Origin of the sequence: Aeromonas lusitana (genome assembly GCF_002812985.1) — a bacterium.
Lineage (GTDB): Bacteria > Pseudomonadota > Gammaproteobacteria > Enterobacterales > Aeromonadaceae > Aeromonas > Aeromonas lusitana.
On record NZ_PGCP01000021.1, the window covers coordinates 59,705 to 74,001 of the forward strand.

The 14,297-nt window shown below is 60.5% G+C and carries 17 protein-coding genes; 4 read left to right on the top strand and 13 right to left on the bottom strand.

Annotated features, from left to right (window positions below):
• Positions 1-32 precede the first annotated feature (32 nt).
• A complete protein-coding gene (smrB, locus tag CUC44_RS13835; RefSeq protein WP_100860503.1) occupies positions 33-557 on the top strand; it encodes an endonuclease SmrB in 525 nt (174 codons plus the stop codon).
• A 92-nt stretch (positions 558-649) separates the two neighbouring features.
• Here smrB and CUC44_RS13840 read toward each other — a convergent pair whose 3' ends face one another.
• The 9 genes from CUC44_RS13840 to CUC44_RS13880 form a co-directional block, all read right to left on the bottom strand.
• A complete protein-coding gene (locus CUC44_RS13840; RefSeq protein WP_100860504.1) occupies positions 650-1,060 on the bottom strand; it encodes an SRPBCC domain-containing protein in 411 nt (136 codons plus the stop codon).
• Between the two features lie 167 nt (positions 1,061-1,227).
• Entirely contained in the window at positions 1,228-1,842 is a 615-nt protein-coding gene (locus tag CUC44_RS13845; RefSeq protein ID WP_100860505.1) for a histidine phosphatase family protein, read from the bottom strand.
• A gap of 39 nt (positions 1,843-1,881) precedes the next feature.
• A complete protein-coding gene (locus CUC44_RS13850; protein WP_100860506.1) occupies positions 1,882-2,091 on the bottom strand; it encodes a DUF4287 domain-containing protein in 210 nt (69 codons plus the stop codon).
• Between the two features lie 60 nt (positions 2,092-2,151).
• On the bottom strand, positions 2,152-2,550 hold the full coding sequence (locus CUC44_RS13855) for a GFA family protein (protein ID WP_100860507.1): 399 nt from the start codon (positions 2,548-2,550) through the stop codon (positions 2,152-2,154).
• Positions 2,551-2,623: 73 nt separating this feature from the next.
• Positions 2,624-3,073 carry a GNAT family N-acetyltransferase gene (locus CUC44_RS13860; RefSeq protein WP_100860508.1) on the bottom strand — a complete coding sequence of 150 codons (450 nt, stop codon included), beginning with the start codon at positions 3,071-3,073 and terminating at the stop codon, positions 2,624-2,626.
• Between the two features lie 48 nt (positions 3,074-3,121).
• On the bottom strand, positions 3,122-3,493 hold the full coding sequence (locus CUC44_RS13865; RefSeq protein ID WP_100860509.1) for a VOC family protein: 372 nt from the start codon (positions 3,491-3,493) through the stop codon (positions 3,122-3,124).
• 90 nt (positions 3,494-3,583) lie between these two features.
• A complete protein-coding gene (locus CUC44_RS21025; protein ID WP_157812791.1) occupies positions 3,584-3,742 on the bottom strand; it encodes a hypothetical protein in 159 nt (52 codons plus the stop codon).
• A 340-nt stretch (positions 3,743-4,082) separates the two neighbouring features.
• Positions 4,083-5,528: a chitinase gene (locus tag CUC44_RS13875; RefSeq protein ID WP_100860511.1), complete on the bottom strand. Its 1,446-nt coding sequence runs from the start codon at positions 5,526-5,528 to the stop codon at positions 4,083-4,085.
• A gap of 322 nt (positions 5,529-5,850) precedes the next feature.
• Positions 5,851-7,071 (bottom strand): methyltransferase, encoded by a 1,221-nt coding sequence (locus CUC44_RS13880; protein ID WP_100860512.1) that lies wholly within the window; start codon positions 7,069-7,071, stop codon positions 5,851-5,853.
• A gap of 203 nt (positions 7,072-7,274) precedes the next feature.
• Between CUC44_RS13880 and CUC44_RS13885 the strand changes: the two genes are divergently transcribed.
• The gene (locus tag CUC44_RS13885; RefSeq protein WP_100860513.1) at positions 7,275-7,853 is read left to right on the top strand and encodes a PhnA domain-containing protein; all 579 of its coding nucleotides are present in this window, start codon (positions 7,275-7,277) and stop codon (positions 7,851-7,853) included.
• A gap of 85 nt (positions 7,854-7,938) precedes the next feature.
• On the opposite strand, the gene CUC44_RS13890 is transcribed toward CUC44_RS13885, so the two are convergent.
• Entirely contained in the window at positions 7,939-9,168 is a 1,230-nt protein-coding gene (locus tag CUC44_RS13890) for a sensor domain-containing diguanylate cyclase (protein WP_100860514.1), read from the bottom strand.
• A gap of 757 nt (positions 9,169-9,925) precedes the next feature.
• Between CUC44_RS13890 and CUC44_RS13900 the strand changes: the two genes are divergently transcribed.
• Entirely contained in the window at positions 9,926-10,561 is a 636-nt protein-coding gene (locus tag CUC44_RS13900; RefSeq protein WP_100860516.1) for a LysE family translocator, read from the top strand.
• Between the two features lie 117 nt (positions 10,562-10,678).
• Here the strand turns inward: CUC44_RS13900 and CUC44_RS13905 are convergent, their stop codons facing one another.
• Entirely contained in the window at positions 10,679-11,548 is an 870-nt protein-coding gene (locus CUC44_RS13905; protein WP_100860517.1) for a PhzF family phenazine biosynthesis protein, read from the bottom strand.
• A gap of 218 nt (positions 11,549-11,766) precedes the next feature.
• On the opposite strand from CUC44_RS13905, the gene CUC44_RS13910 reads away from it, so the two are divergent.
• Positions 11,767-11,970: a hypothetical protein gene (locus CUC44_RS13910; protein ID WP_100860518.1), complete on the top strand. Its 204-nt coding sequence runs from the start codon at positions 11,767-11,769 to the stop codon at positions 11,968-11,970.
• Positions 11,971-12,492: 522 nt separating this feature from the next.
• On the opposite strand, the gene CUC44_RS13915 is transcribed toward CUC44_RS13910, so the two are convergent.
• Together CUC44_RS13915 and deoC are read right to left on the bottom strand one after the other, a co-directional pair.
• Entirely contained in the window at positions 12,493-13,425 is a 933-nt protein-coding gene (locus CUC44_RS13915; protein WP_100860519.1) for a DMT family transporter, read from the bottom strand.
• Positions 13,426-13,480: 55 nt separating this feature from the next.
• Positions 13,481-14,287, bottom strand: coding sequence for a deoxyribose-phosphate aldolase (gene deoC / locus CUC44_RS13920; RefSeq protein WP_100860520.1), 807 nt, complete (start codon positions 14,285-14,287; stop codon positions 13,481-13,483).
• Positions 14,288-14,297: the final 10 nt, after the last annotated feature.

Consider the following 14,297-nt stretch of genomic DNA (forward strand, 5'->3'; position numbering starts at 1 on the left):
CATTCTTATATAACGAGCAAGACGAGTACCTGATGAAAAAAACGCCCTCACCCACAGACGAGGAAAGCCTGCTGTTTCGCGATGCGGTCAAAGGTACCCGGAAAATAAAGCAAGATACCATAAGGGCCGACTTGCGCCCGGTCAAGCAGAAACGCGAACTGCGTGAGAGCCGCGAAAAGCTTGGGGTCGACCACTTTTTCAGCGATGAATACCAGCCCCATCTGGATGAGGATGGCCCGACCCGTTTCGTGCGCGAAGATGTGTCGGCATTCGAGCTGAAAAAGCTCAAACGCGGCAGCTATCCGCCGGAGATTTATCTCGATCTGCACGGCATGAACCAGAACCAGGCGAAACAGGAGCTGGCCGCCCTGCTGACCCTGTGCCAAAAGGAGAACATCCACGTCGCCTCCGTGATGCACGGCATCGGCAAGCATGTCCTCAAGCAGCGGATCCCGAGCTGGCTGGCCCAGCATCCCAATGTGCGCGCCTTCCACCAGGCTCCTCGCGAGTGGGGCGGCGACAGCGCCATCCTAGTGCTGCTGGATATCGAAGAATAAAGAGCTGATCGGGCAGGATAAGGCGGCATCTGCCTTGCCGCCTCCCCAATAAAACAGCACCGGCCAATGGCCGGTGCTGTTTTATTCATGTTTCAGCTCGCGCTTTCCATATGTCGCTTGAAGTTGTTCAAGATGCTCTGCCAACCGGCCCGCTGCTGCTCGCCACTGTGCTCCGATTCGGCGTCAAACTCCTCGTTGATGAGGGTTTCCCCTGCCTCTTCCTGGAAGTGCACAGTCACGCTGCGGCCATCATCCATGACGTAGCGCAGCAGCGTCGGCGCCTCCACGGCGGTGAAGGTGCCCTCGAAATCAAACCCCAGGCTGCCGTCCCTGGCCGCCATATGGTGGCAGAACCGTCCCCCGACCCTCAGGTCGACCCGGCTGTCGTCGGTGTGCCAATCCTCGGAGGCGGCGTTCCACTGCATGATGCTGGCGGGTGTGTTCCAGCCCTGCCAGACGGCGGCGATCGGCCGCGCTACCCGTACGCTGACATTGATCTTCATCTTGCTCTTCCTTATAAAAGCTCATCCGCTTACAGGCTAGTGCCGTTTGCCGCGTCCAGTGCGCCTCTGCCCGCTCAGGCGCAGCACGCTTGCAACAAGAGACCGATGCGGCCTTGTCATATGGCATGGCTCACTGTGCTGGGGCGACAATCGGCTGTCATCCCCCTTCAAGAACCACAAGACGAGCCCTGCCCATTCGGGCGATGGAACCGGATGGGTGAAGGAGCAGAGGCGAGGTTGACCACCAGCCTGCCACCGTTATGCAATTGCCAATCGAAAAAATCGGCAAACCCAGCACAGGTAAGGGCCCGGATCACCTTGGCCACCACCCCGTGGGCCACCAGCAATACCCGCTCCCCCTCATGTTCATGCGCAAGCTCGGTCAATCCCTGGGATACCCTGGCGATCACGGCGTCCAGGGATTCCCCGCCGGGGGGGGCCTCGGCCCAGCGCCGGGTGATGTTGCGCGCCCACAGCTCGGGGTAGCGCTCCCGCGCCTCCCCTTGGGTCAGCCCCTCAAACAACCCCACATGCCGCTCACGAAAGGCCGGGATGAGCTGAACAGGCAGCACCAGCGCACGGGACATCTGCTCGGCACTCTGCCTCGCCCGCAGCAAGGGGGATGACACCAGCAGCGCAAACGGCGCCTCAGTTGAAAGCCCCAGCGCCAGCTCGGACATCTGTCTGCGCCCCTCCTCGTTGAGCGGAATATCCAGGGCGCCGAGATAGCGGCTCTCGGCATTGGCCCGGGTCTGCCCATGGCGGATCACCACCAGTTCCATCGGTGCTCCTTATGTCTCGGTATCGCTCTACCGGGCGCGCTACCCCTGCGCCAGGAAATGGGCCACCAGGGCGTTGGCATGACCGTGGCCCATGCCGTGCTCGGCTTTCAACCAGGCCACCAGCGCCATGTGTTTCTTCTCCTCCCGACTCGCCAGCAGCGTCAGCCAGTGAGCGATGGGCTCGCCGTATTTCTGCTCGATGGAGGGAAAATACGAGGCGGGCCCCTTCACCTTGGGTTGTTCATCCATGACAGTCTCCTTGGGTCGCGGCGCCCGCACCTGTGGCACGGGCATGGGTCGATAAGGTGCTTAAGGTTTGGGGGCAAACTGCTCGAACACCTGCTGACCGGTCAGGGTCGGGGTGTCGTTCTTGAGTTCATAGAAAGCCGGCTTCTCGTCGATAAAGATCTGGCTGGCGAGCTCGAACGCCTCTTCCTGGAACAGGCCGGCGGACAGGATGTACTCATCCGTTGGCAACAGATGGTAGAAAAGGTGAGTGCCGCAGGTCGGGCAGAAGCCGCGCTCCGCCCACTCGGAGGAGCGATAGGCTGCTGGGGCGATCCCGGTAAAGCGGACCGCCGTGCCGCTGTGCACCGCAAACATGGGCCCGCCGGACCAGCGCCGGCACATGGCGCAGTGGCACAGGTTGACCTCTTTATGATCGCCGGTCGACACGACCACACCGCCACACAGACAATGACCTTCCATAACTGTCTCCTTGGAAAAGATACCGAAGTCTCTTCGGCCATGCTTTCGCTCGATAAAGAGATCCAACCGCTCGTCAGGTACTCCCTGACAAAAGCTTCGTGAAGCGGACCTGTCCATCGTCCTGAATACCGTCATCCAACCAGCCAAGATGACGATAAAAACCATTCGCCCTGACACGGGTGTCGGCGTCGGTCAGCAGCCAGATCTCGTGGCAACCCTGTGCCCCCAGCCAGCTCTCGGCCGCCTGCATCAGCTGGCGACCCAGCCCCTTGCCCTCATGACTCTGGCGGACAAACAGGGCAAACAGGGTCGCGTCACTGGCATCCGCCATGGCAAAGGCCACTACCCTGCCCTCGTCACAGGCGACCCAACCTCGCCCGCTGCCGCTGAGCATGGCTGGCAGGCTGTCTGGGGTGATCCCAAGCTCGGCCAGCTCGGCGAGGGATATGTGATTTTCGCGCACCCGAGTGCGCACCTCGAACATCCCGGCCACATCCGCCGGGGTAGCAATACGTATCGTCATAACAACTTTTCTGGCCTTAAGGCCTTCCTATAAGAAGTGAGAGAAGGGTCAGGGCCTCGCCATCTCCTGCAAGGCGATGCGATTGCCCTCGGGGTCCTGAAACTCGGCCACCCGGATCTGCTCGCTCACCCGAGTAACAGGGTAGAGCACCTTTGCCCCCGCCCCAAGGGCGCGGGCCATCGCCAGCTCAATATCCCCCACCCTCAGGTAGATGCGAGTACCATCCAGGCTTGGCACATAGCTCTCCCCCCTGGCCAGGGCCCCGGAGCAGCCGGGCGCCGCTTCATCGAGGGGGAACAGGGCCATCTCGTTACCGTCTATGCTGGTTCGCTCCAACTCGAGTTCAAACACCTGCTCGTAGAAGCGGATGGCCCGCGCGAGATCCCGCACCGGAATTTCAAAATGGATGGCGATATTCATGACAAGATCCTTTTGTGTATGGCCGCCAGGCACACCACCAATAGGCTGACCCATGGGGATGACAGGTGATGCCGCCCACAGATCCCGCTTTTACAGCGCCTGCTTGGGTGCCTCTTGCGAAACCCTCAGGGCACTAGTTTTCAACTGGACATAGGTCATCAGCAAGATGATGGCGCCCCCCTTGATGCCAAACGCCAGGCTCAACAGATTGCCGTACTCTCGTAACATCACCACAAAGAAGCAGCTCATCAGCAACCCGTTAATAATGGGGCGGCGGCGCACCTCATACATCTCCAGCCGGGAGTCACACCCTTTGTAGTGAAATTTAAGCTTGGGGCTGATAAGGAATGCCTTGAACGGAAATAGCCGTTGTTGGCAAACGGGGCAGATACGCAGCGCAGAGAAGAACATATTGATTACGAGCTGGATAAGATAGCCATCATCAATAAAACAGCTTTGGTGATAAATCAACTCCCCATATTATCTTCACCCCAACCAATAGAGGGAGACGAACCCTCTCCCCCAATTATTGGCAGCGCTGCTTTATGCCGGGTTAGATTATTAGGCTACCCGGCATCCAGATTATTTATCAGGCAGCAGGCGCCCAGGGGCCACCCTTGGTGGGATCGTCCCCTTGCGTCCACCACTTGGCCTGATAAATGATGCCTTTATGGCTCACCTTGTTACCCGCCGTATACACCTTGCTGGCTACCCAGGCTGGAATATCCCCAACCGGCGGATTGGAAGGATCGACCGGGGCGGGATCCAGCTTGTCGACAATTCTTACCTTGGGCCAACTGGCATGAGAGCCATAGGCGTTGGTCACGCATTTCTCATAATCCCCCGGCACCAGTGCCGAATAAGCGGTCTGGAAACCCACCAGCTCGCATTCAAAGGAATAACCCCCCGGTCTGTCAGCATAATATTTCCAGTTGCCGTCCCAGTTGGTATAAAGCACGTCGGTGGCGCCGTTCAAATTCAGGCTGCCATAAGGCGTCTGCTGCCAGCAGGTATTTTTCTCATCCGCCTTGATGGGGATCTGGTAATGGGCCGCCAGTCCTTCCCAATAACGGATACGGTTGACCGGCTGGCCCTTGTCCTTGTTCTGCTCGCCGCACTCGATACCGCCGTTGATGACGTTGATGGTGGTACCAAAGCCATAGCCGATACCGGCGGCGATCTCGCGCTGGGAGGGCACCCAGGTGCGGTCGATGACGTGCAGCATGGCGGGCTTGGGGGCCTGCGGGGTCAGGAAGAACCAGATGGCGGAGGCCAGGTTCAGCCAGGAGTCGGCGACCCGACCGGGATCGTTGAGCAATACCGAGGCGTCTCCCGCGAACATGGCTTCGGAGAAGGCGCCGTAGTTGAAGTGATAGGAGAGCTGTTTCGCCCCGCGGCCAAAATAACCCTGGCCGGTGGCGCAGGGCCATTTCTTGTTTTGCCAGTCATTCTGGCCACAGCCCGTGGTATAACCGGTCTGCCCTTCCGACCAGCCCATCTCACGCACATGCACCAGCGCCTGCTGCCACTCTTCCAGCCCAAGGGGATTGTCCGAGCTATTATTTTTAGCGATATGACCACCGGTTTCCTGGGCGAAATGGGCAAAGGCCGTCACGATGGATTTCTTGCAGATGGCATCTGAATCGCGGCCATCGGTATATTCACCACAAAATGCCGGGAATTTGCCTACCGCACGCAAGAAGCGCTCATAGGTATATTCCGGCGCCGCCATCTGGGTCAGAAAGTCCCAATCCGATTCGGTAAATACCCGCTCGACCCGTTTCACGTTGTCCGGATTGCTGGCAAGGCGCGGTACTATGGCATCCACAATGGCATTGGGACGAGTGGCCAATGCCTTTGACCAGATCCCGTACATGGGATTGGCGGTCTTGGCCTTTTCAACGGCCGTTATATCGGAGGCGGCGATGACATAGCCACCGCTATTTTGTGGGTCGGGCTGAATATTCATGGCGGCATAAGCTGGCGAGGCACAGAGCCCAGCAACCAGCCAGGCACAAAGCTTGGGTTGGAACATGGTGAGCAATCCTTGTCTTGGCATAAAGTGCAGGCCGAGCATAGGCGCTTTAATTACTAAATTCACGACGAGAATTAAGAATTTGGCGAATTTGTGAGCCATTTCACTCTGGGTGATGGCGTGGCAAAAATACCCCCAACAAACCTGTTATTCCGATAACAACAACAAGCATCAGGATATAGGGAGTGCATACCCTGAAATATCATGTTGGGCAATGACGCTTATCCGGGGTACGCCACGAGAATAACGGCAAGGCAGGTCACGCTTATTGCACTCTTATTGCACTGTGACGCCCTGCCCCATCCCACACTCCCCTAAATCGTCAGGGCCGCACCGCCCGGATCAGGATGTTGCGCGGCGTCATGGGTTTGTCGCAAAAGGCTCCCACTTCCACCGCGTAGCCCTGCTCTTGCAGGTAGAGCGCCCGATCCAGCGCCAGCCAGATCTCGAGGGGTCGGCGAAACAGGTGGCGCACCAGCTCCATGCGGGCGACATCACCAAAACGTGCCTCCCCACGGGCCAGGAAGGCGGCATAATCGAGTCCGGCGGGCAGAGAAATGCCCTTGCGCTGCGCCGCCCAGCCACAGAAGGCCTCGAAGCTGCCGCCAAGCAGGCTCTTTTGCATGTTGGGCACCGGCAGGTATTCATCCACCCCGCGCACCTGGCGCTGCAGGCAGTCAAAGGCGAGACGCCACACCACCTCCTGCTCGCGCAGGCGGGCGATGCGGGCACCGCCGGTCACCGTCTCTTGCAGTGGCAACTTGAGGTCGCTCTTGCCAAGGTGCAAGGCGCTCGCTTTGGCGGCTCGCGACAGGGGTTGATAATGATCGCCGCGGATCAGGTGATAACAGCAGGGAGAGAGTGTCACGCCGCTCGCGCCGCGCTCGGCCACCCGCTCCAGCAGATGGGTGTGCAGCTCGCCGCAGGCATGCAGCGCCATGGCGTGATGCTGCTTCGTGATGAGTTGGCCGGCCTCGGGGGCAAAGGCATCGGCCTCGATAAATTGCATCTGAGCACCATCGCGGGCCGCCAGCTGACGCCCCTCCTCGCACAGCTGGCTCTGCAGCTCCAGACTGACGACTCTCGCCTCCCGCTGCAGCGACACCAGACGTCCCAAGTGCCCCTTGCCAGCGCACCACTCCAGATAGGGCCCCTGATGGGCGGGCAGACAACCGATAAAGGCCTCGATTTGCGCCTGCTTGCGCCCCGGCATGTACATGGCCATGGCCTTGCCGCATTCAATGGGCTCGGGGAGAAAGGCATCCAGCTCGCTCAGGATCTGCAGGGCGCGCCCTTGTGGGATCCAGGGTGCGAGTAAGGTGCAGAGCGCCCCCATGTCGCCATCGAGGTGCATGATCTCATCCAGGCTCAAGGCATTGAGACAGGCGGCCATCGCCGGAGCCTCCTCGGCGAAGGCCAGGCTCAGGTGGTGATAAGGCTGGTATTGCCACCAGCGCCGGGTGTCGGTCAGCAGGCGGTCCAGTTGTTGAAAACGATGAGCCAGCACGGCGGCGAGTGTCCTGTCGTCAAAAAGGAGGCTCATTCTAGCGATCTGCCATCAAAATGCATCCATGGCGCCACGCTCAGGGGAACGACAGGTGGCTCCAGAGATGGGCGCTCTCCCTAGCGGGCACTGGGCGCAGTGCCTTAGCCTGACAAACAACATGGATTTGTGCTATATTCCGCCCCCTTGTTAGCACGGCGCGCTTCTGCGGGCCGTTTTCCCCCTATAAACGGAATCGAAACATGACCATCAATGCCATCCTGCAAGCGCGCGCGGGCGCCAAGTGTGAACTCTGTGGAGCAGAACACGTCCTGACTGCCTTCCCGGTGCCCCACTCCCCCGCCAGCGACGACGATCATAGCGTGGCGCTTTGTGCCACCTGTCATGGTCAGCTGGAGCAGCCGGACACCACAGTGGTCAACCACTGGCGTTGCCTGGGTGACAGCATGTGGAGCCAGGTCCCTGCGGTGCAGGTGATGGCATGGCGTCAGCTCAAGGCCCTGGCCGCCCGTGGCGAGCTCTGGGCTCAGGACATGCTGGACATGATGTACATGGAAGAAGAGACCAAGGCCTGGGCCGAAGCGGGCATGGCAAGCGATGATGACGACAGCGTACCGACCGTCGACTCCAACGGCGCCGTGCTGGCGGAAGGGGACTCGGTAACCCTGATCAAGGATCTTGAGGTCAAGGGTGGCGGCTTCACCGCCAAGCGCGGCACCCTGGTCAAGGGTATCCGCCTGACCAACAACCCGCTGCACATCGAAGGCAAGGTCAACGGCGTACAGATAGTGCTGGTGGCGGCCTACCTGAAGAAGGCCTGATCCGGCGCGAGGTCACTCCGCTTGCCATGAAAAAGCGCCCACCGGGCGCTTTTTCTATTGGATCACGGCAAGCGTCAAGGCGGGTTTATTCCTCATGCAGGCAGACCCGGTTACGACCGGTGCGCTTTGCCTGATAGAGCGCCCGATCCGCCTGCGCCAGCAACTCGGCGCAAGCAGGATAAGTTGTGCCCATGGGCAGCACCCCACTCACCCCCAGGCTGATGGTGACCGGGACGCCTTGTCCCTCAAGCACTATGTCCATGGCCTCTACCCTGGCCCTCAGTCGCTCGGCAACCCTGGCACCCTCGGCCAAGTCGCTCTCCCCCAGCAACAAGATGAACTCCTCCCCGCCATAACGCCCCAGCCGATCGCTCTCCCTCAGCTCGGCCGTCAGCGCCTGCACCAGTTGCTGCAGCACATGATCGCCGGCGGGATGGCCGTGGGTGTCGTTGATCTGCTTGAAGTGATCGAGATCCAGCATGATGAGGCACAGCGGCTCGCCACGGCGCTTTGCCAGCTGCATCTGCTGCTCAAAGTGCTCCATGATGGCCCCGCGATTGAGGGCACCGGTCAGCGCGTCCCGGCAGGATCGCTCCTTGAGCTCGGCCAGCGCGGCCTCCAGCTGGGCATTGAGCTCATGTACCTGACGATAGAGCTGCGCCTTCTCGATGATGGAGGAGACGAGGCGCGCCAGATAGACAAACACCTCCTGATGCAGCTTCTGATAGGTGTGCTTGCGGGCGCTGGAGAAGAACAGGAAGCCTATGCCCTTGCCATCCACCTGCAGCGGACAGGTCAGGCTGGAGCGAACCCCCTCCCGCAGCACCAGGCGGGTTGAGAGGGAACGAGGATGCTCTGCCAGATAGACTTCGAGATCGTTGATGATCCTGGGCTCCCCCGTCTCCAGGATCTGGGCCAGACTGCTGCCCGTCAGCTTGGCGCGATACCCCTCCTTGAGCCCTGGCAACTGTTTGATCCGGCTCTTGGACCAGAAGGAACGCACCCGGATACCATCGTCACAGAGCAGGGCACAGCCGATGCGATCGTAGGGAATGAACTCGGCGAAGGTGTCGTAGATGAGGGTGAGGGTATCTTCGATAAAGAGCCCCTTGCTGACCTCGGCGGCGATCTCCTGCAATCTATGCAGCTCGCGAAAACGCCGATCCAGGCTGTCAGCCAGTTCGTTGAGTTCCACCATGAGGGGATCCCTGGCGAGATCATCACAGAGGGGCTGTCTGGGGGCAAAGCGACCCTCTTTCAGATCGCGGATCATGGCTTGCACTTGCAGAGGGGGTAAAGCGGTAGATAAAGACATGGGTACAACTTTGCTACAGGCTAAAAATACCGCGCCAGTATACCTTTGCTACTGACTCGGCAATCAACTTCAGATCAATTCATTGTCACAAAAGCCCGCCAGGGTGAGACAAGCGCCATCGCACGGGCCCCTGTTGGCGCAGAAAAGGGGGCAACTCAAAACCTAATGGTTGCCAACTGATTGACGTCATAAACGTTATCGTTTGAAGCTGCCCCTTGCCTTTTACTTGCGTTACAGATAAATATCGCTAGCTTGTAGAGACATCGGCGACGGCACAACGGGCCATCGCCTCGGGGGTCATACCCCTTTATCGTCCACTGTGAGCAGCCATCCGATACGGATGCGGCAACAGAGCCCAGCCCGCGCAGAGAGACGATAGCTCCCCTTGCCATCAGTGTGCAGTCGATGGAAAGACACACCCAGGGCAGCGCTGCCCCCACCTAAAGGAAGAACCCATATGGCTAAGGCATCCAAGAAAGAGATCAAGAAGAAGATCGAGAACAGCAAGGCTAAGATTGCCAAGCACGAAGGCAAGATCAAGAAGCTGAAAAAAGCCCTGAAATAAGGCTTTTCAATAAAAAAACCGCCTGAAGGCGGTTTTTTTATTGGTCGACGAAGTGGCAGCTTGAGGGACCCCTTCATCATGGGATCCCATGCTTGGGCAAGTGCCAGAAAAATATCCACAAATTAGCGGCGCACGCCACTGGACGCGCCCATGGGTGCGGCGCATCATGAGGCTTTTCACAAGGGAAATATCATGACTCTGGACACATGGATGCTGTTCTTCCTGGCCTATCTGCTGGCAACCCTGACGCCGGGCCCCAATGTGCTGCTGGTGGTTAAAAACGGCCTGCAACTTGGCTGGCGCCCGGCCCTGCTCACCATCAGCGCAAACCTGTGCTGTCAGGCCATCCTGATTTTTCTGGTCGCCATGGGGGTCGGTGCCCTGCTGCAAACACTGCCGCCCCTGTTTATCGCCCTCAAGCTCGCCGGCGGCGGATATCTTATCTATCTGGGCTACAAGGCCCTGCGATCGGCCAGGGCCGGGAGTCACGACATGCCCTTGACGGATCCACGCACCCGCACCAGAAGCGATCTCGCACTCCTTCGCGAGGCGTTTCTGGTATCGGCCAGCAACCCCAAGACCATCATCTTCCTCTGCGCCCTGCTGCCCCAGTTTCTCGATCACCAGAGCCCGCTGCCCATCCAGTTTGTCACCATGTACCTGAGCATCTGCGTCATCGTCACTTTGGTACACCTGAGCTATGTGGCCCTGGCCAGACGCGCCGGCAGCTACTTCAACCCGGCGCGGGGCCAACGCCTGTTCAGCCGCATCACGGGCGGACTCTTTATCACACTCGGCGGCGCCATCCTGCTAAGCGGCCGGCCTTAAGTGCATCGCACCGGTTCCTGATCCCCTGATGATCAGGAACCGGCCTTTTCCGCCAGAGTGATCTTTCCTCTCACCCCTCTCAACTACCCCAGAGCAGCGTCATGAGCCGCCCCGTGCTCACATCAACCTCGCCCGACCCGACACCCTGATCGCGCTGCCTGGCTCTGCCGGGATCTCGGCGTGCAGGTGCGACGGCATGCCCATGTCCTCCCCCTGTACCAGGTCGATGGCACCACAGTGAGGCCAGTGAAGGTCGCGCAGATAACCCGCAAAGGCCGCGGTGGCGGCCCCGGTGGCGGGATCCTCGTAGACGCCGCCAAAGGCAAACGGATTGCGGGTATGAAACAGCTGATCCCCTTCGGCAAACACCAGCAGGACGGTCGCCCAGCCCTGTGCCCGCATCAGGGTGCGGCCCTCTGGCAATTCATAATGCATGGCCGAGAGGGTGGCGCGATCCTTTAGCGCCAGCACCAGGTGATCCGCACCGCCATGGATGAGGGCGGGGGGAATGCGGGGATCCAAGTCCGCAGCGGTATAGCCAAACAGCGCCAGGGTGGCGGCGAGCGTCTCCACCGGGGCGGGTCGGCTGCGAGTCGGTGGTGACTGCAGCGCCGCCTGCCAGGCCCCCGCCTCATCCTGCCAGCCGGAGACCTGGATCCTGGCCTGATTGAGCTGCAGTGCATGCTCCCCGGCGCCGAAACGGCGGGCCAGCGCGACCCCGAGCGCAATGGTGGCATGGCCGCAGAAAGGCACCTCGGCCTCGGGAGAGAAGTAGCGCACCCGCCATTCGCGGGGCTCATTGGTTTGTGCACCCTCCGGCAGCGGCGCGGCGAAGGCGGTTTCCGAGAAACCCACCTCGGCGGCGATGCGCTGCATCTCCTCTGCCTCGGGCAGGCTGCCGCCTATCCAGACACCGGCAGGGTTGCCCCCCTGCGCCCCCGCGGCAAAGGCGGCGATGCGCACCAATTCGGCTTTCCATTCCTTCATGACTGCTCCTTGTAATGAGGCTTCAAACAGACGGCTTGCCCGCTGCCCCCGACATCAGCTCTACCCGCCAGACGAGCCGTACGAGATAGTGCTGTTGGCGAGTAACCCTACCCGCAATTTAAGTGATGCAAGAGCGCCACTTGGGCGCCGCGGATCCCGGCACGGACAACTAGAGTTGTGAATATGTGTTTGTATATGAGCCTGTTGTGGAGCGCCATATGTTTTCTTACACCCTGAGCTTTCGGGAAGAGTCCGACAAGCTGACCGCCCCCGAACACGAGATCGTCCTACAAAGCCCTGCCCAGGCGGGGGATTTCATCATCCTCTCCGACGGCAGCCGCCATCAGGTGATGCTGGTCACCCACAGGGCCCACTACAGCAGCCTCTACCTCGATAAAGGGGTGCGAATGCCTCAGAGTTGAGCGACGCACGGCCCCTTCGCAAGCCTCCTGTCATCAATCAGGTGACGTGCGTGCCACCGCCCGCCGGATCAGATGCCAGCCATCTTGGGTCTCATCTCATCCGCCGAGACGCCGCGTGCAACGGGCCTGCTGCCGATGGCATTGGCCAGCGTTGCGGGCGGATTGAATGGCTGGGCGGCAGAGGGCTGAGAGAGCAGACTCAGCACAGAGCGCCAGAGCAGCGCATAAGGGGAAACTCGCGGCACTTTCTTATGCTCCGGGAGCTCCGAGCACTTGCGTATCGCGCTATCGGATGGATTTGTGACAACATAAACGTCTGCACAATCTGCATTAACAACCGAAATATTCACCACGCCGTTAAAAAGTAGTTATCTCATCTGCCATATGGGCAAATAACTGGCTGTCTCGGGCGACAAACAGGCAGGATCGATGCCGACCTCCCCAGTGGGCTCAGTCCTCGACCTCCCGAGCAGCCCCCCTCTCCTCTAGGCTTGGTTCCCGGCTTCCCGAGTCAGCTCCCCTCTAGGACTTAGTCTCTAGCCTCCCCAGACGATGGCTCCCGGTCGACGGCGCAGATACCATGACTCCCATGGTGACCAGCACCCCGGCCACGCCCCAACCCACCTGTTGCCAGGGAACCGATGCCCCCAGCAGCTGATCGCAGAGCAACACCAGCACAGGAATGAGGTAGGTGTAGGCCGACACCTGCTCCGGCTGCAGTGCCACGCTGCCCTGCTGGAACAGGAAGAAGCTCAGCGCCGTGGCAAACAGCGCCAGGTAACCCATGCCGAGCCAGAGTGGCAACGAGATGCTGAGCCAGTCGATGGCCAGCAGGCGGGGCGCCGTCACCAGGGTGAGCAAGACGCTTGCGCAGATCAGGGTCCAGCAGGTGAGATGGACGAAGGACTCCCCCCGGTAGTAGCGCTTGACCAGGATGGGGTTGAGGGCCATGGCCACACAGCCGAGCAGATAGAGGCGGTTGCTGGGGGTGAGGCTCAGGCTCGCCACCAGGCCGAGATCCCCCCGAAAGATGATAAGCGTCGCCGCTACCATGCCCCCCAGCAAGGCAGCCCCCATCAGCAGGCTGATGGGTCGGCGCATGATCAGCATGCTGGCCAGGGCGCTGATCAAGGGAGCCGTGGTATAGAGGGCGCTGGCATCCAGCGCACTGGTCTCTTGCAAGGCCACGAACATGGCGACGAAGTAACAGAGCGCGGGCAAGCAGATCAGGGTATAGCGCCCCAGATCCCGCCAGGAGGGCAGCACTAGCTTGCGCTGACCCGCCAGCAACACCACGAAGCAGAGCGCCGCCAGCAGGTAGCGCACCCAGGTGACTACCAGGGGATCCAGCGCGGCAGTCAGGGCGCTGCCGATGGGAAACGACAGGCTGATAAGCAGGGTGAACAGCAGCACCTTGCCGTGGGCCCTGGCCTGATGAAAACGGGAGTGTGACATGGGATACACCTGAATGACGGGCGCCCCGTGCGAGGCGCCGATAAGAGAAGGGGGATCAGTAGCTCCCGTGGGAGGCCAGGGCGGCAGGCGCCTGTGATTCGCTGCTGTTCAGGGTTGCCAACAGCTGATTGAGCAGGCTGGAGGCGCCGAAGCGAAAATGAGCGGCATCCACCCAGTGCTCGCCAAACTCACTCACCGCCATCCCCAGGTAGTCCGCCGCCTCTTGCGCGCTTCGCACCCCGCCCGCCGCCTTGAAACCCACCCTGTGCTGGGCACCCAGCTCGGCGATGGCCGCCAGCATAACTCGACTGGCCTCTGGGGTGGCATTGACCGCCACCTTGCCGGTGGAGGTCTTGATAAAATCGGCCCCCTCCTCGATGGCGAGCAGGGAGGCAGCGCGAATAAGTGCGGCTTCCTTCAGCTCACCGGATTCGATAATGACCTTGAGCACGCGATCGCCACAGAGCGCCTTGCAACTACGCACCAGTGCCCGCGCGGGGGCCTGGTCACCGGCCATCAGCGCGCGCCAGGGGATCACCAGATCGACCTCGTCGGCGCCGTCATTCAGGGCAATGAGAGTCTCGGCCAGCACAGTTTCGGCGTCGTTGTCGCCGTGGGGAAAATTGACCACGGTCGCGACCTTGATATCCGGCGTGCCCTGAGCGGTCAGGGTGGCCCGTGCCAGGGTCACGAAGCGGGGATAGACGCAGACCGCGGCCGTGTTGCCATGGGGCGTCTTCGCCTGCTGGCAGAACGCTGTGATGCGCGCATCCGTGTCGTCCTCATTGAGGCTGGTGAGATCCATCAGGCGGATGGCCCGGATGGCGGCTGACTTGAGATCCAAAGGAGTGGCTGAGGGCATAAGAAAGCTC